A 25,334-nucleotide genomic window follows, 5' to 3' on the forward strand; every position below is an offset into this window, starting at 1 on the left:
AACAATGGAACACTTTTTATGAAGAAAACTCTAATCGCGACCTTGATGATGTCCTCTGTTGCTTTTGCTCACGCAGATGGCCACAAAGACGCTAGCGCAGCCACTTTAGACTCCAAACAACAGAAATTAGGCTATAGCTTGGGCACCATGCTTGGTACGCGCATGTCACAAAGTTTCTCAGACTTAGATGTCAAAAGCTTCGTAGCTGGCTTTGAAGATGCGACAGCAGGAAAAGAGCTTCAAATGACAATGGAAGAAGTGACTCAAACCATCCAAGCTTACCAGCAAGCAGAAATGGAAAAAGAACAACTGGCTCAACAAAAAGTAGCCGAAGAAGCAAAAGCCGCATCGGAAGCTTGGTTAAAAGAAAAAGAAGCGGAAGATGGCGTACAGAAAACAGAGTCAGGTTTATTGTATAAAGTCATTACCACTGGCAATGGTGAAAAACCAGCTGCAACCGATACCGTGAAAGTAGATTACGAAGGCACCCTAATGAATGGCTCCGTCTTTGACAGCTCTTACCAACGCGGCGAGCCAATTACTTTCCCACTAAACGGCGTGATCCCAGGCTGGACCGAAGGTCTACAGCTTATGCCAGTCGGTTCAAAATACGAACTGTACATCCCATCTGACCTAGCTTACGGCCCAGGTGGCACAGGCCCAATTCCACCAAACGCAGCACTTAAGTTTGTGGTTGAATTGCATGGTATTGAGAAGGCTAAGTAAAATCCAAAGACTTTTATCCAAAGTCTACGGAGACTAAAAAACCGCTGATTGAGTCAATCAGCGGCTTTTTTCAGATCACAAAAGTATTTTTACGTAAAACTAATCCACAGTTGCTTTCTCAAATTCTTCGCGCTCTGCCCAACGTACAGCCGCCCAAAAATAAATAATCGGAAAGGCGTACATCATCACACCAATATTATGGCTAAACATAGATTGGGTTAAAGCAAAATCCATATAACACATTGGAATTAGAGCCCCCGCCATTGCGTAAGAACGAATATCCCAATTATTTTCATAGGCCTTCATTTTATTGAGAAATAACTTAAGTGGCAGCAAATATAAGGTCATTAGCATTATAAAACCAAATATACCAGTTAACCCTAGTGCGTTAAGGTATTCATTATGAGCGTGACTAAACCTAATTGCTTCAGGGATAATCATACCTTGCTCAGCAAGTTCTCTCTTAAAATCATAGCTCGCATACTCACCTACTCCGAAAAAAGGGGAGTTTTTAAACATTTCAACCGAAGCTTTCCACATTTCGAACCTCAAACCAACAGAAGTATTTTTGTTTTCACCAGAGACATAATGAGAAATATTATTAGCAGCAGACAAAATTCGGTTTTGAATACCAGTTTGAGGAATACTAATCGCAGTTGCTATCAATCCTAGAGTTATAAAAAAAGTTATTATTATTTTCTTTTTGCCAATTAAATCTCGGCCATTCCATAGTATAAAAAAACAAATAAGAGGTAATGCGACCCAACCACCACGTGTACCCGACAGTATGGAAGCAATGATACCTCCTATACCACCAAATAATGCCACCCCCCCCCATAAATAATTACGCCTTTTAAAAAAATAAAAAAATCCAGTAAAAGACATCATTCCCATTAACATAGAGATATTACCGAACATTATTGGGTTCTCACTACCATGAGCACGAGATATACCTAAAAAAATCTTTTCATATATAGCTAGAAATGAAGCACTCATAGCACCAAAAATGACACCATACCAAAGCCAATTAATATTACCTTTCACTTTCAAAATTAAAATCAATACAGGAATAGCTAGAATAAATCTAGAAGGCCTATCTAATTCCCTAACATGCCAACCGTCGAGATAAACCGAAAAAAATGCATAAATTGCATAACTTAAAAACACTAAAATTATTCTTTTATCTTGCCAAGAAATTATTATTTCATTATTTTTAAAAAATAAAATAGAAACTGTTGAAATAAAAACCAACGACGATCCAATATTATATCCAGACGGAAAAGATAAAGAAATTGCAAAGGTTAGCGCTAAAAAAAACCAAACTAGACGACCCCAAAAAAAATCCAGCATTAAAAATCCAATTAAATACGTAATAATTAAGTTAAAATAAACCTATATAAATAATATCTTTCCGTTCACTGAAAATGAAATGGAAATTTCATTTTCAGCATATATTACAACATAGAACATCTAAAATATCATCATACTTTTTTAATACTATCCGTAGAAGCGATTCCCCCCTTTCCACTTTGGTAGTGTCTCAACCTTGTGTTTTTTTGCACAAAAAATTCACAGTTCGCAACCCTCTGGTCTAATACGCTTCACAATTCTTTTAACGTCCTGCGCTTGGTTTTTATCCATTACCAAAACAGCATCCGCCGTTTCGACAATGACCAAGTCCTTAACGCCCACAGCCACCACCAAACGAGACTCAGAGCGAATGAGGCAATTGCTAGCCCCTTCCGCCATTACATCGCCTAACAGTACATTTTGATCTTCGTCTTTATCGGCATAATCGTATAAAGCATCCCAAGCACCGATGTCACTCCAGTCACCCACATAAGGTACCACTTTTGCTTTAGAGGTGTGCTCCATTACAGCAAAATCAATGGACTCTTCAGGACACTGTGAAAACAGTTCAGCATCAAATCGCACAAAATCCATGTCTTCATTGCGATTTTCATAGGCCGCGATGACAGCATCAGCAATGTCTTTTCTAAATGTAGCCATAGCCAGTTTCTGGACGAGTTGGCTGCACACCAAAGGTCACTAGAGCATCCTGCTTAGCAAGCTCTACGGCTTTTAAGATGCTCGTTTCAAAAGCAACAAGATCACGAATCACATGATCGGCAGGTAAAACCAACATAAGGGCATCAGCACCGTATGCTTGTTTCACTTCCAATGCCGCTAACGCAATGGCTGGTGCTGTATTACGGCCTTCTGGCTCCAGAACAATGCTTGAGTTTTTCACACCGATGGATTGTAACTGTTGTGCGATAAGAAATCGGTGATCCTCATTACACACCACAATAGGATCAGCCACATCAAGAGAAACGGTACGAAGAAGAATTTGCTGCAGAAGACTAAATTCCTGATCGGTCAGAGGCAAGCATTGTTTAGGGAAGTGCTCACGAGAAAGCGGCCAAAGGCGATGACCTACCCCACCAGCAAGAATTATAGGAATAATGTTCACACACAGGCTCTTCGTTGCATTGGAATAGTCTAAAGATAGCCGCTAAGTCTATCAAAACCAAACAACAAGGCATATATGGAAGTGCAGAACTAGCAGATGAAAAGACTACTCTTCTTTAAAAACATCGCACAAAAACCATGTTATGCTGATCACAACCTTCAGGATGACGGCTGTTCAGACGGCAAGAAGAGAAATATATCGATGTTATTTTTCATTTCGATGGCACGGATAACAGTCCAAACGACGCCTACTCATCAGAACACAGCATAAGCAGCATCACCAACGTATTAAAATCTCACTTACTTAGGCGGCCACATAACACACAAAAGAGATACCACGCCAATACATTCATGCCATCGAAGCTTTTACTACCCTGGTATCGGCACTTATGGACATTGGCTAGAACAAAATTTGAACGCCGCCTTTGCTATTGAATCTGGTCACATTGCTCACATTTTAGACCACGCCTTGAATGATTTTAAAGAACACTACCAACAATCCACTCAACAGATAGTGTTAATAGGCTTCAGTCGCGGAGCGGCATTAGCAAGGCGTTTCGCCACCTTGATTACACCTAGTCGCGCTGGATGAGCAACGTATCGCCTTTCGGCCAACCCTAATGAACCAAGATGGTCGTGTATTAGAAATTTGGTTAGCGGGAGTACATTCAGACATTGGTGGTGGCTATCGCAAAGATGGCATAGGCGATTTGGCCTTACGTATTTTAATTGACTGGGTCGAACAACAAACCCAGCAACCTTGTTACCAAGCTCCACGTCTAATGCCGATTCAGGAAGACATTTGGCAACCTTTACTCACAGTCAAACCCAACCATTTAGACAAAATACATTACCAAGAGCGCTTAAACATATGGCGCAACCTAACCCTCGCACCAAGACATTGCTGTGTTTTACAACACGACCAACCTAACCCCAAATTATCACCCAAATGGCACCAGAGCGTCACCCAACGCATTCAAAGTAACCTTGGCTACTTTCCCCTCGCGCATTGCCCTTTTGGTGATCAATACCTGCTCCTTTATGTCGTTAAAGAGGAAGTTGGCTTATATATGTGAAGTCTTAGTCCCCTCCCCTTATGTCTTTGAAGGGGAGGGTTAGGGAGGGGTTCCGCTCTTTCAATGGGACAACCTTTGAATCTTAGGCTTGCTGATCTAATGCTTTTCTAGCATTCCATACTAAATCGTCTCTTCGAAGGGGAAGTTGGCTTGTATATGTGCAGTCTTAGTCTCCCCTTACTAAGGGTGGCTGGGAGGGGGTTTTAGAAATAGAAAATAACATCACTATCTGCTCCTACATCCGAGGGACGTTTTACAGATAGAAATAACACCACCACCTTCAGACCCATAATCAAAACGTGCTACCATTCATTGATTAAAAAGGAGTGCAAGATGCAAACAATATTAGTGACAGGCGGCGCTGGTTACATAGGCAGCCACACTTGTGTGGAGCTACTAGAAAAAAACTATGAAGTGATCGTGATAGATAACTTGATCAACTCAAGTAAAGAATCTCTAAACCGAGTAAAAAAAATCACAGGGAAAAGTATTACCTTTTATGAAAAAGACATTCTTGATAAAGACGCACTAGATAAGATATTCAACGATCATAAGATAGATGCGGTTATTCATTTTGCAGGTCTAAAAGCAGTAGGTGAATCCACTCAAATTCCCCTTACCTACTATCATAATAACCTCACCGGTACATTAATATTACTACAAGCCATGCAGCAGGCGAGTGTCTTCAATTTGGTATTTAGCTCATCCGCCACAGTGTATGGTGAAGTGAACCAAGCTCCATATACCGAAGATATGCCACTTTCAGCAACTAACCCCTATGGCTTAACCAAAGTCATGATCGAACAATTTTTGCAGGATACTTACGAGTCACATAATTATTGGAATATTTCCATATTGCGTTACTTTAACCCAGTAGGAGCACATAAAAGTGGCTTAATTGGAGAAGACCCAAACGGCATTCCAAATAATCTTATGCCATACGTTTCCCAAGTGGCCGTTGGCAAATTAAAGCAACTAAAAGTATTTGGTGGCGACTACCCTACAATAGATGGCACAGGTGTCCGCGACTATATTCATGTAACTGATTTGGCCCTTGGACATATCAAAGCGCTAGAAAAGATCGCCAGCCAGACGCAAACATCAATCGAAGCTTACAACTTAGGCACAGGAAATGGCTCAAGTGTTTTAGAGGTGGTAAATGCATTTAAAGAGGCAAGCAGCAAGGATATACCTTATGACATTGTAGACAGACGACCTGGAGATCTTGCTATCGCTTACGCCAATGCAGGCAAAGCAAAAGCTCAGCTAGGCTGGGAAGCAAACCAGACATTAAAAGACATGTGTCAAGATACCTGGAACTGGCAAACTAACAATCCTAATGGTTACAGATGAATTTAACACTTAAGTTAATGAGTATTTGAGTTGAGAGACATCTCACCTCAAATACTCATAGAAAAAATTACCAGCCTTTCTTACCAATGATAACACCAACAGTACGTATTAAGGTTTCTATCTCAAGCCAGATAGTCCAGTGCTTAATGTAATATAAGTCATACATTAGTTTTTGGCGAGCATCTTCAGTATTAGCGCCATAAGGGTAAAGCACTTGAGCCCACCCTGTAATACCAGGACTAACCAAATGACGCTCATTATAGTAAGGAATCTCTTCTTCAAGTTGATCTGCGAACACTTTTCGCTCTGGACGGGGTCCAACAAAATGTAGATCACCTTTGATCACGTTCCATAATTGCGGTAATTCATCGATACGAGTCTTACGCATGAAAGCACCAAATTCATAAGCACGAGGGTCATCCTTAGAAGCAAACTGAGCACCATGCTTTTCAGCATCAACATGCATAGAACGGAATTTATAAATTATTCTTTCGTTACCGCCGCATGCAACTCTGGCTTGAGAGAAAATAATTGGGCCTGGTGATTCTTTTCGTATCTTGATTGTAGCCCATAGCATAACAGGGGAGGTAAGAAGCCCTAAACTTAATGCACAAATCAAATCGGTTAAACGCTTAAGCAGTAAATCCTTTTTACTAAAAGACCTAATACGAGAAAGGTAACTCAGATCCATACTTTCATATGGAATAAAGCATTTTCGTAAGAAAATTTCCATAAAATTTGGCAGACTAAGCAACTTAACACCATCAAGCTCAAGCTTAGTCAATTCTTTAATCAATTTATTATTTGCTGTGTCAGACAAATTCATCAATAAATAGTCAGCAGAAAATTTAGCAACTTTATTTTTTAAATCCGTTGGATCAATAGAATTCAACATAATTAAAGAAATTTTCTGACGTTCTAGCCTAGATATTTCAAAGTCAGTAAATTCGTAACCATTACCTAACACAACTACAGTCGTACAATTTTTATCAAAGCTACGGTTTATTACTTGTTTTACAAGAAATATGAATACAGGGGTTAAGATCACCCAAACAATGACTATAGAACGAGACTGATCCAGAACGGCAAGATTAAAGTAGGAAATAAACATTAGCAACAACACGTTAAAGGCCCATGTTTTAAAGACAATCTCAATTTTCTTAGCAATCGAACGGTCTGCAAAGCGGCTGTAGCCCCCTAAAAGCTGTGTAAAAACTATAAACAGCAAACCAGCCATACATCCTAACCAAGTATAAGGCTCTTTCCAAGACTGATCGCTTAGTAGAAAATGCGCCGTTACCAACATCAAAAAAGGAACGCAAAAATCAACTAGACGGTACGTCCATAACACACGCATTGATTGGTAGCGAGGAATGTCTTTTTCTATCACGCGGAACCTACTTTAATAACCATTAAATTAAGCATTATGCAATCTTATCATCAAAGCAATGCTACGTATATTTCACAAATAATTTTATTTGCATTTCAATACTAGTTAAGACAGTTTCTATTTCAAAATACCTAATAGCCTTGCAAGGCCTGGGGATTTAGTTCGCAAAAAACCATTAAGAGCATAGTGGGTAAAGTAATAACATGCATTAATTAAGTTTAATCTTTCAACATCTCGATATAAACGCCATGTAAACATAGCAGCATTTATTTTATTGGCTGAGATTGAACCTTTTCTAACACGATATTGTGCTAAAGTTACATTTAAGCCATGAGCGCAATCTGTATATTTAAGTAACCTAAGCCATAAGCCAAGATCTTGACGCTTACGAATCGTAGGCATATATACCTTACCGAAATATTTCGTGTCATAAATTGATGTTAAACAGCCGATAGAACACATTTTTAATAAATCATAGTAATTAACTTTATCAGGTACACCAACACAACCAATTACTTTACTATTTTCATCAATTTTATCGTATGCTGAAAAACAAAATGGATAGTCATTCGACTGCATAAATGACAGTTGTATCTCTAGCTTATTAGAAAGCCAAAGATCATCACTGTCTAAAAAAGCAATATATCGACCTTGAGCCACTTCAATTCCTTTATTTCGAGCAACTGCTGCTCCAGAGTTTTTAGAAAGCTGGATCAACTTAATTCTAGAATCATGTTCAACAAAAGACTGAATTAATTTAACAGAACTATCACTAGAACAGTCATCGACGATGATCATTTCCCAATCATGGTGAGATTGAGAGATAACAGAACGAATAGTTGATGATATAAACTCAGAACTATTGTAAGAAGGAGTTATAATCGAAACAGAGTTATTCATTTATTTCCTTTAACCAAGTTGGTAGCGCATGATCAGCCAAAAACTCTTTAGAACTTTCATATGACATTTTTTTTAGCTCTAATATTTTATTTTCTCTATAAGCATCAATTATTTTAAATGCTGCCTGTCTTACAAAATCATTAACTCCTACGACAAACCCATCAACACCTTCGATAATTATTTCTGAGTTATACTTCCAGTCAGTGCAAATTACAGATGTACATGCCATTTTAGCATCAACAATGCAACCTGGAAAACCCTCCCCATGATATATAGTAGGAAAAACTAAAAAATCATACTGATTAATCGTAGATAGAATAAATTCAGGAGATATCTCGTTTTTATAAGAAACATCGTCAATACAGAAGCTATTAAATAATTGCAAGTCATTTCCGTTCAAAAGGTTTGGGCCATATATGTCTAGCTGACAAACAATGTCAGGTGCTAACCTCTTTATCTCATGCAATAATTCAATTGCTGTAAATACACCTTTTTCGGGTATAACTCTCGATAAAAAATAAAGTCTTAAAATATCATTTTGGGCCACATCAAGATCTTCCGTGCAATTCCTAAAGTTTGCCAAATAAAAAGACTTAATCCCTAAATGCCTTAAATCTTTAACCATTGATTTTAGTTCGCAACTCACACTATTAAAATATTTAAGAATAAAACATAAAAGTCGATTTTTCCTCGCAAGATCAGTAATCCAGCCACCAATAACAATATAGTGTATATCTATTAAAAATAGACATTTAAAAAGAACCAAAAAAGGAGAGTAAACTCTAAGGATCCGCTTACCGGGCAAAAAATAAACCTTGTTGCAAAAGAAAGGCAAAAATAGCAAAAAAAATACATTCTTTAAAGTTACCCCATCGCCTATATCAATAAAATTACATTTATGAAAATTAGAAATAGAAGAATAAAAAACCCTAGTTTTTACGGTTTGACCATCGAGCTGCCTCTTTTTATAGCCAAAGTTACCTATTACACACCCTTTACGTCTTAACATCCCCCCCCCTACTCGATTAAAACTATCTTATACTTATGATATTTACATACATAAATAACTTTTCAAATCAGTACTCAGCTAGAATATGGAATCGTCCTTTTTTGAAGCCGGCGACAGACTTTAGAGTTCTCTTAATAGTCATATCAAAAAATATTTTTTCTTATTTTGATATGCCATACTTAATCATCTTAACTTCAATCAAACAAAATACATTATATTTTCTTCAAGACAATTTGATAGTAAGAAGACGCAACAAAGCCCAACAACGTATAATAAAAAAATGATATTCTAAACTGCTCAGTAAAATTATTACCGATAGATAAAAATGGAATTGTTATAAACCATAAAATAACTCCAAGGAATAGCGCATAGTTTTTAGAATTTTGCCCGATTTTTTTCAAAATTTTAAAACCTTGAATAATAGCAACAACCAAAATAAAGAAATAAAAAAGCACCCCAGCGATACCATAACGATAGAATAAATAATTATAAATAGATTCCACATATTCCATTTCGTTTTTTGCTGGTCCATTACCAAAAAAAAGTATAAAAGGATTATTTTCAGCTTTACCTAAAGCAAATAAAAACTGATTCATTCTCAAGTTTGCAGAATTCCCAACAGAACCATTCTCTAACAACCTAACAAACTGCCCAGTCAAATATTTAAAATCTTCAAGCAAATACGGAAGTGACAGTAAGAAAGAAACAAAAACAAAAAATAACAAAAAATAATAAAACAGCAACTTCTTATTCAATCTAGCAGTCTTTAGCGTAAAGCCTAAATAAGTTAGAACAATAGGCACAATAAAGAAAAAACCAACCAAAAACCCTATAGCAACAGATCTCGATTGTGGCAAAATCAGCATAAAAACTGCAACAACAAACAGAATAATGTAATACAATCGTTCATACATTAACTTAAAAAAGAAATAATAAGCAAAAAAACTCATAACAAAAGCATAATCATAAGGATTAACAAAAGGTGTTGATACGCGTAATGTACTAATGTTTTTAGGTTTTGTATAAAGTTCACTTATACTATCAAACATCCTAAAAAAATGATTAAGACCAAAGAGAACAATTATGACAAATAGATAAAATAAATACTTTTCTAATAACAGCACCCGGTAATTTTTTGAAAAAAAGGAATATGAGAAAATAAAAATCAAAGAATAAAAAACTGGCCGATAAAATTCATAGAAATCACGCTCAATAACAGAAACCCCACCCCAAAATACCCCTATAGCCGTTGACAACGGCATCAGAAAAACAAAAAAAGATATAAAATAAATATAGTTAAGAGCATTCCTCTTATCAAGCGAATCTTCAAACTTGAGTAAATAGTTATATTTCAGAAAAAAATAAAAAAACAATAGAAATAGTATTAAACCATTTACTAGAATCACTCCTGCATTACCAATAGAGTTACTAAACGAAGGCATAGATATAGAAAAAAACAGTAGAAAGGCAAAAAAACTATCTGTATTGAAAACTTTATTCAAGAGTACTCACCTTATAATCTTACGACAAAAAAAAAGAGAACTATCTTTTTTTATATTCTCTCAACCCTTGGGCAATCTTGGGTAATCTTATATTTAAAAATGTAGATACTGCACTTCTAAAATTAAATTTATTTACATTAAGTAGAAAACTTAATATCGTAAATTCAGTGTTTTCAATTTTTTTCTTCATAATATAAACTGATTTGAAATGACTTTTTGACATATATCGCTTATTTTTTTTCAAAAACAAATCCAATGCTAAAAGTCTTTTTTCTTTATTATGAGATATTCTTTCTTGTTCGTGGGCTGTATGCCAAATATAAGTAGCTTGTTTGATTTTCTTACCTGAGCCATAAGCAAGAACAAGACGTATCCAAGTATCATAATCTTGAAATGCAGGAAATGACTCATCAAACCCATTAATACTTCTCATTCTTGATGTCAATGTAAATACTTGATTGCCTACAGCATTATAATGAAGTAACCGATCAAGACTAATTAAACCACAATCTACAGAACGCTCAATTCTCCCCTTACCTACATCTTCTAGAATACTTACAGATATAAAAGAATATTTTTCATCAAAGCTTCTAACTAATACTTCTAGATGATGAGGCATAAACTCATCATCATCATCTAAACCTGTGATGAATTTTCCTCTAGCTTCTTTAATAGCTTTATTTCTTGAGACACAAGCACCACTATTTTTACTATTTTGGAAATAGCGGACTCGCGAGTCAATTTTTCCAATAGCATCTAAGAATTCGATAGTTCCATCAGATGAACAATCATCAACCACAATAACTTCAAAGCTTGAAAATGACTGGTCAAGCACTGATTTAACAGCTCGTTTCAACATTTCAACTCGATTAAACGTAGGTATATAAACTGTGACTTCAGGTTTAATATTCATATACATCTATCACTCTTTCTTAATATATTTTTGATCACCATAGGTGAAGCCACGCGCCTATACCTAATAAAAAGCACAACTCGATAGAAAACTAATTAAAGATCAAATCAATAATTTTTTGAATCCCTTCTTCATCATCTGCATAAAATATATTTCTATCATCAATATATTTAGACAACCCGTATTTAGCATTTTCATGAAAAAAAACAGCTTTCTTTCCAGAATAATATGCCTCGATAGCAACAGTAGAGTAACCAGTCATACATAAACAACTAGATTGAATACTAGACTCTACACTAACTTCATCTATATTTTCAAAGATAATGTTTTCGTTTTTATTTAAAAGGTCTTCTTTAACTTCATGTGAAAGAAGATTAAGAGGGTGCTCTCTAAAAACCCAAAGAATGTCTTTATTTTTAGACACAACATTAAGTACTTTAAAATTGAAATAATTTGGCCATAACTGAAGTGCGACTAAAATAGTTTTTTGGGGCCTAGGCAATAGCTGAAAAGACTCTTTATATTTTGAGGTTTTAAACCATAAGTTACCAACCTCTTTAGCCTTTTTTTCTCCAACAGAAGACACAATTCTATTATTTGAAACACTATCCCACATCCAGAACTTAGTAGGCATTCCAAAAGAACACTCTAAATTAGTAAGCTTAGAGTACATAGGGTGATAATCATTTTGTATACCATGTTGATAATCAACACACTCAACCCCCTTATTCTTTAAGGCCTCTATAAGTCCAATTGTATTAAAATTGTAGTATGCTATAAAATAAACGCTTTTTAACTTAATATTTGATGGAATCATATAAGAGTAAAATTCTAATGATTTCTTCGATTTCTCTAGCCAATATCTTATATCATAAGGCGAGAATTTTTCATTCATCCCCATTGATAACGATGTGGATTTAAAAACACTTACAAAATCATTAACAAATTTTGAGTCTTCAATATGATTTTTTTTTGAAAACTTAAAAAAGACTTGAAAAAAAAGATCTAAATTTGGCAGATTAACCCTGTAATTGGTACCGTTTGAAAACACACTAACATTTGATAAAACACTCATTAAACCGGCTACATGTTTACTAACTCCCCCCCCCTTAACAAATACATTATAATGAGAATTTGGAGTTACAATCATATTCTCTTTTTCCATCATTTTTCTAAAATAGAATAAGGAGAAAAGATTAATAAAAAAACCAAACATTAAATTTTTATAATTTTTCTTTTTTTTTCTTTTAGCACTTCGAAACGATGTGTACAAGAAAATCCTAGTTATTAGAAATTGACGCTCATATCGAACGTCAATTTCTTTTAAACCTTCCTCTACCTTTAAAATAAAAAGCAATACATCTTTATTATTCATTAGACATCAGTATTTCAGCAATTTTAAAATCGATTTCATTATCAATATCTACTGACCTAGAGCGATCCATAATGTATGGAGCGCCATCATCATAGATAGTCTTTAGGTTAGCACATCGTAAACTTTCGATCGGGCGGATATATATCGCCCCATTTGGGTGATACATTGGAACCTGATCTTGGCTTCTCGTGTTTCCTGTAATCATTGGACTATTTTCCAAGACTGGCCTCCACGACTCACCGTCTGAAGTAAACGCGAAGGAAACAGCGAAATCATATTCAACAGCAGAAAAAACAGGGTTGTCGAGTTTCTGCTGAAGAGCAATTGCTGCATCTACATCTTGGCTATTGCGGAGCGGCATGGTTGGAAGTGCCATTAAAAAGTTACCTTCTCGACTACCAAAAATTTTATCTACGCTACCTTTTAGATAATCAAAGATCTTAACTTTATCACCGGCCTCTTCTGCACTACGATCATCCAATACCAGTTTATCTGACTTTATATATTGTTTTGCCAGTTCCCAGTATTCCTTTGAGTCTGTAGAAAAAATCACCTCAGAAATATGTTCTGATTGAACACATGCCTCCAATGTCCACACAACTAGGGGCTTACCATTCAGCATTTTAATATTTTTGTTAGGCAAACGTTTCGAGCCGGACCTAGCTGGGACAAAAGCTGTATACATCATTATTTCTCACCTTTTTGAAACGTTTCCCAAGCATTCGAAATTTGAGCATAAATCTCTTGTACTTCAATAAATTCTTCATCTGACAAATGCTTAAGAGGCATTCTGTCTTTTCTACTCATCAAGCCAGCAGCTTCTAATAGCGCTTTATTCGTGCGATGCCATCCGTATTTCTTCACAACGCCACTGAAGAATGGTTTTTCCAATTCATTAATAATAAAATCTTGAGTATTGATGTCTTTGTTCAGACAAGCCGACCAAAAATCTTCCGCAATTTTTGCATCAATGATAGAAATTCCATTTAGCCAAGAGGTCGCTCCATATTGCATTAGTTCTCTAAAGCGTGCCTTACCACCACCTGCAATCATTACTTTAATTTTCGGCTCTAATTTCAAAGCTTCTAAAGTAACTTCCAATTCCTTTGCATCTTCTTTTAAAGCAGCAATTTGAGGAATTTCAGGCAGACGAGCTATTAAGTTCGAAGGCCAATGCATTTCTTTTCCATTGAAGCCGGATAAAAATGGCATTTCATGCACAAGCAGAGGGAACTTACTTTTCTCACCAATGTAACTATAATGTTCAAGAATTTGATCATCAAAAAAATGTTTTTCACGAACAATTAGTGAAATAAGGTCGGCACCGGATTCTTTTGCATGCAAAGTAAACTCTAAGCTTTCCTTAGTTGAACAATGAATAGGATCGCCCACAATCACCACATTATCTTTATCAAGCGATTTAAGTGTTTTGGAACAAAACTCATTAAATGCCATAATCTCAGAGTGTTTCATTTGAGAATAGCGAGAGTTATATGCCATAGCGTAAAACCGACGCGCACCTCTTCTGTATAAAACATTGAGGTATTTCTCTAATACTTCATAGTCCACCTCTTGCTCTTCAGTGTCTTTAAAAGGCGTAAAAATAGTGTAGCTTGGTCCAATAAGTTTATCTTTTAATGATTCGAACATAAATTTTCTCTCTAATACCTAAATTAAATGTTAAAGGCTTTTTCTAAATAATTTAAAGCTTGCCAGAAGCCTTCTCCCGCATTTTTATGCCCTTGCCAAACTTCGGGAATAAACTGAACATTTGGCAAAGATTTGTCTAAAAGGCGCCCTAATTTTTTGAAATCAACATCACCTTCTCCAACCGTAATACCTTCTCCATCAGAGCCTTTAGCATCAACAATATGCATGTGAACAACATAGGGGGAAATTTTCTCTATAAACTCATAAAGATCCCAACCATAGTAGTTACACGCCATCATGGTATGTGAAACATCCAAACACACTTTAAATCCTGTCGCCTCACAAAAGGCAACAATTTCATCAGCTGACACAAATAAATTATGGTAACTCTGACCGCCAAAGTGCCAAGGGAACGGTGGCATTGTTTGTATAGCTAACGTCACACCAGTAAAGTTAATTTTTTCTAAACTTTGTGCTAGCAATTGGTATTTCTCTGTAACTTGCTCAGGAGTTAAGAAGCCTTCACTGTTCCAACCGCCAGCATTTAATACGAGCGCGGGCGATTGGGTTTTTGGAAAACGTTTTTTAACCTCGTTTGAATGGTCTACGACTTTTTGAAGCTCTTTGATCGAATGCTCACGATAATCAAAATCATAAGACGCTAAATCAAGTAAGTGATCTCCTTTAAAAAGTTCAGGGGCATGAATGGCTAAACCAAGCGTCGATACTTCTGGAATGAAATTAGCTAATTTCACTTCCAAATCTTTATAGGAAAGGTGAAATTCTACAAAATCTAGCTCAACGTCTTTACAGAGTTCTTGAAAATCATGGTACCGGACTGGTATGCCCACGGGACGGTTAAAAGCGTATTGAGCTTTCTTTTCAACCATGCCATCAAGGTCACTGTCGTAGAAAAGTGCCCCTTCTTCCACATCTCTAATACAAACACTACCAATAAGCTCCGACATACGGTTAGGCTGCAACCCCTTCCCTGGGCCTTTTATGAGCAGGTCTTTAGCACTGATCAAATCACCTTTCTGAATATTACGTTTTGCAGCGACACTTTTAGCTAGAACCTCACGGTTTATTAGTTCACCCTGTGTCAACTCTCTAGCATCAGAGCGCCCCATCGACTCTTCAACTGCTCGGATATCATTCACCATAGAAACCAATTCATCTGGAAGTAAACTCACCTTATGGTCGTTTCCTTCTAAATTGCGGTCTAATGTGAAGTGCTTTTCTATCACACAAGCACCTAGTGTTACAGCAGCTATTGTTACAGCCCAGCCACGCTCGTGACCAGAATAACCAACCAAACCATTAGTTTTACTCTTTAATGTTGGCAAATACTTAAGATTAACGTCCTTGAAAGGAGTTGGGTAAGTCGAGTTACAGTGTAAAAGTATAAAAGCGGCTTTTTTGCGCTGCAAAAATTGAACAGTTTTGTTGATTTCGTCTTCGGTTGACATGCCTGTTGAACAAATCATCGGCTTACCTGTTGCCGCTATCGCTTCCAATAACTGATAATTAGTAAAATCGGCCGAGGCAACTTTATAACCAGGTAAGCCATAATGTTCGAGTTTTGCCAAAGAGTCCATATCCCATGGAGTACATAATGGTGTTACACCCTGAGACTTACAGTAATCAAAAATTTCATAGAGTTCTTCGTCTTTAAGCTGAAAACGTGAGAGCAGATCAAGTGTGTACTCAGCCCCTAGGTCTTCTCCTGAAGAGGTGTTTTTACCTCCCTCTCCATAAAGTGAAGACATAGTCCGCATTTGAAACTTAACACAATCAACGTTCGCTTCCACAGCAAGATCAACCAGCTGTTTCGCCATCTCTATGCTACCTTGATGGTTATTTCCAATTTCAGCGATAAGGTATGAAGGGTCTTCAGCTGAGATACGTCGTCCATCAATTTCAATGAATTGGCTTCCAAGTGCTGCAACTGCAATAAGGTGCCCTGACTCATCAATTATAGGAACCGCTGTTTTTTTCTGCTTTAGAAAATCTTCTATTATAGAATTATCTACATCTAATGGAACAGAAAAACAGGCTCTATTCATTAAATCTGCAATTGGAGTCTGAAGGCTAACTCCTTCAGACTCAATAACCTTTCTTCGAAAATCACCATCGGTAAAACTACCCAAAAGCTTATTATATTCATCTACTATAAAAAGTACTTTTGTCTTAGATGATTCTAATTTTTCAAGAGCATGCCTGACACTTGAAAATAGAGGCACTATATAAGCGCTAATACGTCTATTTATAATCACAATTTTTTCTCCTTCCCGAATATTTTTTCGCCATACGTCTTCCAAAAATAATAAATGGCACCTCTATAAATCTGTAAGAGAGATAAGAAAGACACACTAATAAAGTGCTACTAACCATGAATTTGATAGCATTATTTAAAATTAAAAAATCATTAACAATCCATAAAACACCCATATGAAGCAAATACCAACTATACCCAACCTTCCCTATAAAAACCAAAGGTTTAAAGGCTAACCATTTAAAAAAAACATTCCCCTGCTGACAAGAAAAAATAACAACAGAAAAAACAAAAGCAAAATAAAAAGACAAATACCTAAAGGAATAAAACTCAAACTTAAAACTTAAAAAGTTTCTAGAAACACATAAAACTAAAAAAATTATTGTAAATAAAAACAAATAGAATATCGTCACTTCTAGCATCGCTCTGTGTTTTTCATAAAACTTAATAACTCCTCGCTCTTCAGAAAGAAGAGCAAATAACGCACCAACAAAGAAAACATCAAAAAACTGAGAAAGCTTCTCAATATCAAGAAAAACCAAATCGAAATAAAAAACCTTAAACTCATTAAATAAATAAGCTAAGAAATATATAAACGAAAAAAAACCACCAAAAAAAACAACACTTACTTTATTTTTAAAATACAAAAAAACAACAAATGGCAAGAAGAGATAAAAGAAAAATTCAACAGGTATAGTCCAGAAAATCCCATCCGCAGAAAAAAGTAAAAACTTACTATACACATCATCAACAATATATAAATATCGATAATTTTGCCCATAAAAAGCTTGATAGACGATTACCAAAAAAATCACTATATAATATAGCGGAGCAATTCTGAAATATCTTTTTATTATATAAGAAAAATACGAGTCGTTAGACTTTAAATATGATAATACAAGCAAATACCCACTAAGGCTAAAGAATAACATCACACCAACATGCCCAATACCATGAAAGTTAAGGAATTCTAACAAGTATTGATCTCTGCCAGAAGAGTGGCTAAGCCAAACTATCAGAACAGCAAGCCCTCGTAGCCCATCAAAATAAAAAAATCTTTCTTTATCCATTAATATACCACACATAAAAAATCATAAAATATATAAATCAAAAAAATAGCAACAGAAAAAACCTAATCTAATAGTTTATCTAATACAGTTTAGCCAGAGTTCATATAAATAGGGCTGACATATAGTTAGCAATAGAATCAACTAAGGTTAAAAATCAACCGACATCAAATAAGTTTTTTAAAAAAAATAAAAAAATAGCTTTGGATTCATCACTCACATTAACTAAGAGTGTAAGTCTATGCTTTCTCTTCTAAATTAACCAATACAAAATTGACATATGATAGATCCGATCCCCCTAGAAAATATCATCTCTTTATTCCAGCACCATTCCATACAGAATAAACACCTAAGCGGTAAAGAAAAACAAATAAAAACACTGATACCGAATAAATAAAATACAACAAAAAAACACCAAAACTACTAAGAAAAACAATACCAAAAAGGTAAATTGCCAGTGAAATAATATTCCCCCCCCCTAAAAGCAACATCTTATCCCTACAAACAAAAACTTTCATATAAACTAAATACAATGAATTAAACAAGAAAGAAAGAGATAGAAAAAAATAAGCATAAAAATCAAAAACATACTTTTCTGGAGAAAAAAACTTAAAAAAGACAAACGAGATAGAAGAAAAAACTATAAAAAACAAAAAAATCATAGATATGATTTTCTTTTCCTCTTTTTTAATAATTAATAAATCGCCAGTTCTATGAGCTGAAAGCAGCGTTGGAAGATATGAATTGTTTAGTGATTGCCCAACAACCATAAATGCAGAACAAACAGTAAAATAAAACCCATAAAAACCCAACTCGTCAGATGTAAAATAAACTGAAATCAAAACTTTATCTAAGCCAATCTTGATAAGGTTAGATATCAGTTGTGGTATCATACGAGTACAATAAACTACAACCACCTTTAAGTGAAAAAAAGAAAATCTAGAAAAATCCCCCCCTATCAATCTCAAAACTAAAACCAACAATATTAAACTCGAAAAACCTACACCATACAATCTCCCCCAATAACTATTCTCAATAAACACAAAGAGAACTGTAAGCACGGCCAAAAGAGAACTTTTTAAAAAATTAATTTTAAAATACATCTCCTTTTCACCGCTAACCACCAAGTTTTTTATAAAAACAGAAAAAATAGAAAGAGACAAAGAAGATAAGAACAAATAAAGTGTATAAAATACTCCTTGATACCCCCCAAAAAAAAGAACAAAAAACAAATAACAACCAATAACTAAAAACGAAGAAATAAAAACTAAAAAAATAGAAGAAGAATATATTTTTTTATATTCATCATCCTCAACTCTACCTTTATCCCGAACCAATATAGAAGCAACACCAAAACTTGATAAACTAGATAAAATAGAAACAATAGAAACAAAAAGAATACTCTTACCAAAATCTTCGGGAGTAAGCATGTAAACTATAGCTAGCGTCGAAGCAGTAGGAAAAATTTTTGTCACACCTTCTGACATTAAGTAAATGACCAGAGTTCTTTGACATTTAATTGAGAAATTAATCACTTAGCACTTCCTTTAACCAAAAATAAGCTACGCTTAACTTCTTATAAGCCAATTCTGCTGAATTTGTTTCTATATACACTCTTATTTCAGGGGCATTCCCTGAAGCTCTAAAATGCACAACATCATTATTGCTTAGAAAAATTCTTAACCCATCTATTTCATCAATAGCGTTGATATGCAGACCTCTTGTATTGCTATCAATATGACTAAGTAGACTATCTTGCATTGCAGTATCAGACTTTAGACTCTTAATAAAAGCAAGACTTACTTTTGTTGCAATATTTTCAATCCGATCACTCGCGGTATATCTTGCTTCAAAGTTTTCAGATAAACAGCTGATAGGCTTCCCCTCTTCATGAGACAAAGCAAAAACAATAAGAGCGGGCAGTATTGAATCTCTCGTCGGTAAGGTCTTCAACATTTGCTGGTTCAGGAGTATGTCTGATCCGACCAAAAAACCACCATTCGCTTCGTAACCAACAATACTGGAGCTTTTATTCGATTTCGCTAATTTCTCCATCCCCTCAATTACATAGGGAGAGCCTATCTTAGTTCTTACACTGACTCTTGCTGGTTGCAGCTTCTGCCCTTCCAGTTCCAAAACAGAGTTCACATTCACCGGTGCAGCCACATGAGTAGCTTGTAAATAATCCGCACACAACACACCAAGAATATCGCCTCGCAACCATTCACCTTTTTCGTTGGCAATAAGCGGCCTATCACCATCACCATCCGTCGAGACAATGGCATCCAGTGAATAGTCTTTCGCCCAATTCAATCCTTTTTGTACATCTTCTTGCGACACAGCTTCGGTATCAATTGGCACAAAGGTATCAGTTCGCTCTAACGAAACTACTTCAGCACCAAAGTGCACTAAAAGATCTTTAATGACATCACGGGCAACACTGGAATGCTCATATACACCAACACGCTTTCCTTGCAGCATGTTTCTTGGAAACAAGGTTGTGTACCGCTGTTTAAATAACGCCATCGCTGAGGTGTTTATTTTCGGTAGAGTAAAATACGCCACTTGGTCTGCAATTGATTCGGGAATCTCAACATTACCCTCCAAGATAGCCGCTTCATCCATTTTGCTTATTTCGCCATCAGGTCGATAAAACTTAATACCATTACGATCAAAGGGAATGTGGCTGCCGGTAATCATCACGGCCGGCATACTGTTTTGCATTGCATAAAAAGCAAGAGCGGGCGTTGGTAAATCACCACAGTATACTACTTCGACTCCATACGGCTCAGCAGCAAGTATACAAGCCTTGGCAATATCTGGACTACTAGGACGCAAATCGATTCCTATCGCTACTCGATTAGCAGTATGGCAAACAGTTTGTAAAAACGAGCGCACAAAAGCAAAGCATAAGGCAGGAGTAAGATCCTTCACCAAACCTCGAACTCCACTCGTTCCAAACGCAACACCTAATTCATCACTAAGCTGTTGTACTTTCATGGCTTTTAACGTCATATTCATTATCGCCCGTATCGATCGCTGAAGCGTACGATATCATCTTCGCCCAAATAACTACCAGACTGAACTTCCACCAGCTCTAAAGGAATTTTGCCCGGGTTTTCCAAAGCATGAACCACACCAACAGGAATGTAAGTGGATTCATTCTCAGTCAGTAAAATTTCACTTTCACCGTTTTGCACTTTGGCGGTGCCAGACACCACAACCCAATGCTCGGCACGATGGTGATGCATTTGCACACTCAGCTTCTCACCTGGCTTAACCATGATACGCTTCACTTGGTGACGATCGCCTAGATCTACCGTTTCATAGGTACCCCAAGGTCTATGCACAGTTGTATGAAACATGTGCTCTTCGCGATTTTCTTGTTTAATTCGCTTAACTATTTTCTTCACATCTTGTGCTTGGTTTTTATCCATTATCAAAACAACATCCGCTGTTTCGACAATAACCAAGTCCTTAACGCCCACAGCCGCCACCAAACGAGACTCTGAGCGAACCAAACAGTTATGAGTACCTTCCGCCATTACATCGCCAAGTAAAACATTCTGATCGGCGTCTTTATCGGAATAATCGTACAAAGCATCCCAGGCACCAATATCACTCCAATCTCCAGCATATGGAACCACTATGGCTTTATTGGTCGGTTCCATAACAGCAAAATCAACGGACTCTTCAGGACATTGAGCAAAAAGTTCAGCATCAATACGAACAAAATCCATATCTTCATTCCGATTTTCATAAGCCGCTATGACGGCATCAGCGATGTCTTTTCTATATGAAGAAAGTTCTGCTAGGTAAGTATCGGCTTGGAATAAGAACATGCCGCTGTTCCATAGGTAATCACCCGAAGCAAGATACGCTTCGGCTTTCTCTACATCTGGCTTTTCAACAAACTCTGCCACTTGGTAATCGCCCGCTGAACGAATGTAGCCATAGCCAGTTTCAGGACGAGTGGGCTGTACCCCAAAGGTTACTAGAGTATCCAACTTAGCAAGCTCTGCAGCTTTTAAAATACTGGCTTCAAAAGCAACAAGATCACGAATAACATGATCGGCAGGCAGAACCAACATAAGGGCATCAGCACCGTATGTTTGCTTCACTTCCAATGCCGCTAACGCAATGGCTGGTGCCGTATTACGGCCCTCTGGCTCCAGAACAATGCTTGAGTTTTTAACACCGATGGATTGTAGCTGTTGTGCGATAAGAAATCGGTGATCCTCATTACACACTACAATAGGATCTGCCACATCAAGAGAAGCGGTACGAAGGAGCGTTTGCTGCAGGAGACTAAATTCCTGATCAGTCAGAGGTAAGCATTGTTTAGGGAAGTGCTCACGAGAAAGCGGCCAAAGGCGGCTACCGACACCGCCAGACAAAATTACTGGTATAAGCTTCATATTAAATCCTTACATTCGCTCTAGTCATTTCCAAACAGATCACGGGTATAGACTTTATCCATCACATCACTCAAAACGCTGTCTTGTCTGTTGGCGATAATCACATCAGAGATAACTTTAAACTCTTCTAAATTCTTCATAACTTTTGAATGAAAAAAGTCTACTTTTTCTAATACAGGCTCATAGATTACTACCTCAATGCCCTTGGCCTTAATACGTTTCATCACCCCCTGAATGGCCGACGCTCTAAAGTTGTCACTGCCCGACTTCATCACAAGACGGTAAATACCAACCACTTTAGGGTTGCGCTTAAGAACAGAGTCAGCAATGAAGTCTTTACGCGTGGAATTTGAATCCACAATGGCACGAATCAGATTATTAGGCACATCTTGATAATTCGCCAATAGCTGTTTGGTGTCTTTTGGCAAACAATAGCCACCGTAACCAAAACTTGGGTTGTTGTAGTGGTTACCAATGCGCGGGTCTAATGACACACCGTCAATGATTTGCTTGGTATCTAGATCATGAGATTCACAGTAGGTGTCTAGCTCGTTGAAATAGGCAACACGAAGGGCCAAATAGGTATTAGAAAACAGCTTAACGGCTTCAGCTTCTGTACTGTCAGTAAAGAGGATATCGATCTCGTCTTTTAGAGTGCCTTGTTTGAGTAAGTTTGCGAACACTTCTGCACGCTGACTACGTTCCCCCACAATGATTCGTGATGGGTATAAGTTGTCATACAAGGCTTTGCCTTCACGTAAAAACTCAGGTGAAAAAAATATGTTCGCAGTGTTGAATTTTTCATTCACGCTTTTGGTGTAACCCACTGGCACCGTGGATTTGATCACCATAACCGCATTTGGGTTAACGGCTAGTACGTCCTGAATAACACTTTCGACAGACTTGGTATTGAAGTAGTTTGTCGTTGGATCGTAATCAGTTGGCGTTGCAATAATGACAAATTCAGCGTTTTTATAGGCTGCTTGCTTATCTAGCGTGGCGGCAAAATTTAGTGTTTTATTAGCTAAAAAATTTTCTATTTCCGTATCGACAATCGGTGACTGCTTGTTGTTCAGCATAGCGACTTTTTCAGGAACAATGTCCACTGCTATGACATCATTATGTTGAGCCAATAACATCGCATTCGATAGACCTACATACCCCGTTCCGGCAATGGTGATTTTATATTTTTTAACATGTTTCATCTCATTTCTCATCATCAGATTACTACTTAGTCCTTCGCCTTACCTTACCTGACCTACATGATATCTTGCGAATTAATGTTTTACTTCTCGTCGAAGCTGCTCTATCTCTTTTTCCAGTGCCTCGTATTCCGCCACTTTTCTTTTCAAAAACCGCTGAGTCAGAGATACTTTTTCCTCAATACCCTTTGGCGTTAATAGGTATAAATAACCCACTTTATTCGTATTGTTTTTAAAGTTCTCTGCTTTGATCAAGCCTTTTTCGACCAAGGCTTTTAAGCAGAAGTTTGTTTTACCTAAACTGATGCCTAAACGCTTGGCTAGCTCTCGTTGACTGATGTCTGAGTCTTGCTCAAGCTCTTTTAAAATTTTGTAACGACTTTCTTCATCTAACATGTAAGCGCCTTATGAGTAAGATGCTATTAATAACAAACGAATATGGACAATAATAATGAAGAGATCAGTAAAAACTGATTTAAAAGGAAAGAGGGCAAATGTTTGATCGCTTGTACCATCCCTCTAAGCTTCTCAGTGAACATCCTATCCCGTTCATTTGCTGAACAAGCTTAAATGAGAATGGATAATAATGCAAAGAATGTGTTTGAAAAGAGTTTGTAAAATGGACGTTTTTGGGGCTCGTAGCGAAAGAGACAAGTTATCAACCCCATCCTAGCCTTCCCCTTGAAGGAAGGGGAAGGGACTTGCAACCCCATCCTAGCCTTCCCCTTGAAGAAAGGGGAAGGAACTTGCAACCCTATCCTAGCCTTCCCCTTGAAGAAAGGGGAAGGAACTTGCGACCCCATCCTAGCCTTCCCCTTGGAAGAGATAAGGGGAAGGAATAAGGCAGCCCCCACCCAATCACCTGCCTTTGAAGAAAGGGGAAGGGACAAGGCAAAAACCCATCCTAGTCTCCCCCTTAGAAATGATAAGAGGAAGGAATAAATCATTCATCTTTTTTGGTGAAGGCAAAGCGTATAAGCACAATCCCCATACCCAGCATACCGCCAAGTAAAGTTGCTATCACACATATCAAAGCGCGCTTAGGTCCCGCTTTTTCTTCTGGTACAACGGCTGGGTCTATCACTCTAAACGCAAATTCTGTCTGCACTTCCGCCAGCATGAGGTTTTTGGTTTGCTCTTCAATGAGCTGATAAAACACTGACTGCATGTCGGCAATTTTGGTCCGTTCGATTTGTTCTTCTAGGTAATCAATGTTGTCACGGGTTTCTTTCAAGGACTTGTCTTTCATCCAAGCATTTAGCTCTATCACCAAGTCATCCACCCACTGTTTGGCTAATACTGGTGAAAAATAGGTAATTGACAAGGTCACCAAACCATTATCTTTATCCTCAGTAACTGCCAGAATTTTTTTGAAGGCTTTATAAGCCTCCCAATCCGTTGGTGCTTGAGATTTACCAGGCGGCACTTCTCTTATCCAAACCTGTGAAATCGGATCAAAGATCTCTTCGTTAAGTTGCAACTCACCAGAACCAGGATGCCACTCTTTACCCGCCATCAATGGTACAAGCAGGTCGTATTTATGAATAAAAGCATTAATAAACTGACGAGACTGTAACACAGCCAATGCCATGGCTTTGTTACCCGTTCCACCGCCACCAAGACTGATGCCTGCTAACGAAGCTAAGCCACCAAATTGCGACGCCATGGCTGACAAGCCATTGGACCCACTGCCACTTGCCGATGCTAATACCGCCTCAGCCTTGTAAGTGTTCGGTTGCGACAAAGCATAGAAGACGCCACCCGCTGCAAATACCATGGTCAGCAGAATAATGATCCACTTGCCTTGCCAAAGGGCAACAAACAATTCTTTTAGATCGATCTCATCATCACTCGGTTGATAATATTGAGGTGGTAAATTTTGATTATTCATTTTTTTCTCTACGTTTTAACCTTACCGGCCAGCGAATGAACAGCAAGCAGATTAACAGCGTTAAACAAAATACTAGCGAAACTTGCTATGCCTTAGGACTCATTAATCTGGACCT

The 25,334-nt window shown here is 37.1% G+C and carries 23 protein-coding genes; 4 read left to right on the forward strand and 19 right to left on the reverse strand.

Translation table 11 applies throughout. From position 1 onward, the window contains the following. Positions 1-18 precede the first annotated feature (18 nt). Entirely contained in the window at positions 19-726 is a 708-nt protein-coding gene (locus tag OA79_RS02330; protein ID WP_063331599.1) for an FKBP-type peptidyl-prolyl cis-trans isomerase, read from the forward strand. A 99-nt stretch (positions 727-825) separates the two neighbouring features. Here the strand turns inward: OA79_RS02330 and OA79_RS02335 are convergent, their stop codons facing one another. The 3 genes from OA79_RS02335 to OA79_RS18410 form a co-directional block, all read right to left on the reverse strand. Continuing rightward, the gene (locus tag OA79_RS02335) at positions 826-2,076 is read right to left on the reverse strand and encodes an O-antigen ligase family protein (RefSeq protein ID WP_063331600.1); all 1,251 of its coding nucleotides are present in this window, start codon (positions 2,074-2,076) and stop codon (positions 826-828) included. Between the two features lie 219 nt (positions 2,077-2,295). After that, positions 2,296-2,736, reverse strand: a complete 441-nt coding sequence (locus OA79_RS18405; protein WP_063331601.1) for a hypothetical protein — start codon at positions 2,734-2,736, stop codon at positions 2,296-2,298. After that, a complete protein-coding gene (locus OA79_RS18410) occupies positions 2,723-3,199 on the reverse strand; it encodes a sugar phosphate nucleotidyltransferase (protein ID WP_063331602.1) in 477 nt (158 codons plus the stop codon). The genes OA79_RS18405 and OA79_RS18410 overlap by 14 nt, the downstream gene beginning before the upstream one ends. Positions 3,200-3,610: 411 nt before the next feature. Between OA79_RS18410 and OA79_RS02350 the strand changes: the two genes are divergently transcribed. The 3 genes from OA79_RS02350 (at position 3,611) to galE (ending at position 5,627) form a co-directional block, all read left to right on the forward strand. Continuing rightward, positions 3,611-3,790 carry a DUF2235 domain-containing protein gene (locus tag OA79_RS02350; protein WP_063331603.1) on the forward strand — a complete coding sequence of 60 codons (180 nt, stop codon included), beginning with the start codon at positions 3,611-3,613 and terminating at the stop codon, positions 3,788-3,790. Between the two features lie 28 nt (positions 3,791-3,818). After that, positions 3,819-4,274 carry a DUF2235 domain-containing protein gene (locus OA79_RS02355; protein ID WP_063331604.1) on the forward strand — a complete coding sequence of 152 codons (456 nt, stop codon included), beginning with the start codon at positions 3,819-3,821 and terminating at the stop codon, positions 4,272-4,274. A 333-nt stretch (positions 4,275-4,607) separates the two neighbouring features. Next, positions 4,608-5,627 carry a UDP-glucose 4-epimerase GalE gene (gene galE / locus OA79_RS02360; RefSeq protein WP_063331605.1) on the forward strand — a complete coding sequence of 340 codons (1,020 nt, stop codon included), beginning with the start codon at positions 4,608-4,610 and terminating at the stop codon, positions 5,625-5,627. A gap of 67 nt (positions 5,628-5,694) precedes the next feature. Here galE and OA79_RS02365 read toward each other — a convergent pair whose 3' ends face one another. The 16 genes from OA79_RS02365 to OA79_RS02445 all read right to left on the reverse strand — a co-directional run bounded on the left by OA79_RS02365 (position 5,695) and on the right by OA79_RS02445 (position 25,219). Beyond that, complete coding sequence (locus OA79_RS02365) at positions 5,695-7,017, reverse strand: exopolysaccharide biosynthesis polyprenyl glycosylphosphotransferase (RefSeq protein WP_082825344.1); 1,323 nt, start codon at positions 7,015-7,017, stop codon at positions 5,695-5,697. Positions 7,018-7,134: 117 nt separating this feature from the next. After that, positions 7,135-7,917 (reverse strand): glycosyltransferase family 2 protein, encoded by a 783-nt coding sequence (locus tag OA79_RS02370; protein ID WP_063331606.1) that lies wholly within the window; start codon positions 7,915-7,917, stop codon positions 7,135-7,137. Continuing rightward, entirely contained in the window at positions 7,910-8,926 is a 1,017-nt protein-coding gene (locus OA79_RS02375; protein WP_063331607.1) for a glycosyltransferase, read from the reverse strand. The genes OA79_RS02370 and OA79_RS02375 overlap by 8 nt, the downstream gene beginning before the upstream one ends. A gap of 212 nt (positions 8,927-9,138) precedes the next feature. Then, positions 9,139-10,428: a hypothetical protein gene (locus OA79_RS02380; protein ID WP_063331608.1), complete on the reverse strand. Its 1,290-nt coding sequence runs from the start codon at positions 10,426-10,428 to the stop codon at positions 9,139-9,141. Positions 10,429-10,468: 40 nt separating this feature from the next. Next, a complete protein-coding gene (locus OA79_RS02385) occupies positions 10,469-11,347 on the reverse strand; it encodes a glycosyltransferase (protein WP_063331609.1) in 879 nt (292 codons plus the stop codon). Positions 11,348-11,432: 85 nt separating this feature from the next. Next, positions 11,433-12,716 carry a hypothetical protein gene (locus tag OA79_RS02390; RefSeq protein WP_063331610.1) on the reverse strand — a complete coding sequence of 428 codons (1,284 nt, stop codon included), beginning with the start codon at positions 12,714-12,716 and terminating at the stop codon, positions 11,433-11,435. After that, positions 12,709-13,404 carry an acylneuraminate cytidylyltransferase family protein gene (locus tag OA79_RS02395; protein ID WP_063331611.1) on the reverse strand — a complete coding sequence of 232 codons (696 nt, stop codon included), beginning with the start codon at positions 13,402-13,404 and terminating at the stop codon, positions 12,709-12,711. The genes OA79_RS02390 and OA79_RS02395 overlap by 8 nt, the downstream gene beginning before the upstream one ends. Next, on the reverse strand, positions 13,404-14,366 hold the full coding sequence (locus OA79_RS02400; protein WP_063331612.1) for a dihydrodipicolinate synthase family protein: 963 nt from the start codon (positions 14,364-14,366) through the stop codon (positions 13,404-13,406). Before OA79_RS02400 ends, OA79_RS02395 begins: the two co-directional genes overlap by 1 nt. Before the next feature lie 23 nt (positions 14,367-14,389). Further along, entirely contained in the window at positions 14,390-16,687 is a 2,298-nt protein-coding gene (locus OA79_RS02405; protein ID WP_231908780.1) for an N-acetylneuraminate synthase family protein, read from the reverse strand. Then, entirely contained in the window at positions 16,629-17,711 is a 1,083-nt protein-coding gene (locus tag OA79_RS02410; protein WP_197465345.1) for an acyltransferase family protein, read from the reverse strand. Before OA79_RS02410 ends, OA79_RS02405 begins: the two co-directional genes overlap by 59 nt. A gap of 305 nt (positions 17,712-18,016) precedes the next feature. Further along, entirely contained in the window at positions 18,017-19,243 is a 1,227-nt protein-coding gene (locus OA79_RS02415) for a lipopolysaccharide biosynthesis protein (RefSeq protein WP_063331615.1), read from the reverse strand. Further along, the gene (locus tag OA79_RS02420) at positions 19,236-20,723 is read right to left on the reverse strand and encodes a phosphomannomutase (protein ID WP_082825356.1); all 1,488 of its coding nucleotides are present in this window, start codon (positions 20,721-20,723) and stop codon (positions 19,236-19,238) included. Before OA79_RS02420 ends, OA79_RS02415 begins: the two co-directional genes overlap by 8 nt. 5 nt (positions 20,724-20,728) lie before the next feature. Beyond that, on the reverse strand, positions 20,729-22,126 hold the full coding sequence (locus tag OA79_RS02425; protein ID WP_063331616.1) for a mannose-1-phosphate guanylyltransferase/mannose-6-phosphate isomerase: 1,398 nt from the start codon (positions 22,124-22,126) through the stop codon (positions 20,729-20,731). A 20-nt stretch (positions 22,127-22,146) separates the two neighbouring features. Further along, positions 22,147-23,331 (reverse strand): nucleotide sugar dehydrogenase, encoded by a 1,185-nt coding sequence (locus OA79_RS02430; protein WP_063331617.1) that lies wholly within the window; start codon positions 23,329-23,331, stop codon positions 22,147-22,149. Positions 23,332-23,403: 72 nt separating this feature from the next. After that, complete coding sequence (locus OA79_RS02435) at positions 23,404-23,724, reverse strand: MarR family EPS-associated transcriptional regulator (RefSeq protein ID WP_063331618.1); 321 nt, start codon at positions 23,722-23,724, stop codon at positions 23,404-23,406. A 547-nt stretch (positions 23,725-24,271) separates the two neighbouring features. Next, complete coding sequence (locus OA79_RS02445) at positions 24,272-25,219, reverse strand: Wzz/FepE/Etk N-terminal domain-containing protein (protein WP_063331620.1); 948 nt, start codon at positions 25,217-25,219, stop codon at positions 24,272-24,274. Positions 25,220-25,334: the final 115 nt, after the last annotated feature.

It is taken from the genome of Marinomonas sp. TW1, from assembly GCF_001625355.1.
In the GTDB taxonomy this organism is placed as follows: Bacteria; Pseudomonadota; Gammaproteobacteria; order Pseudomonadales; family Marinomonadaceae; genus Marinomonas.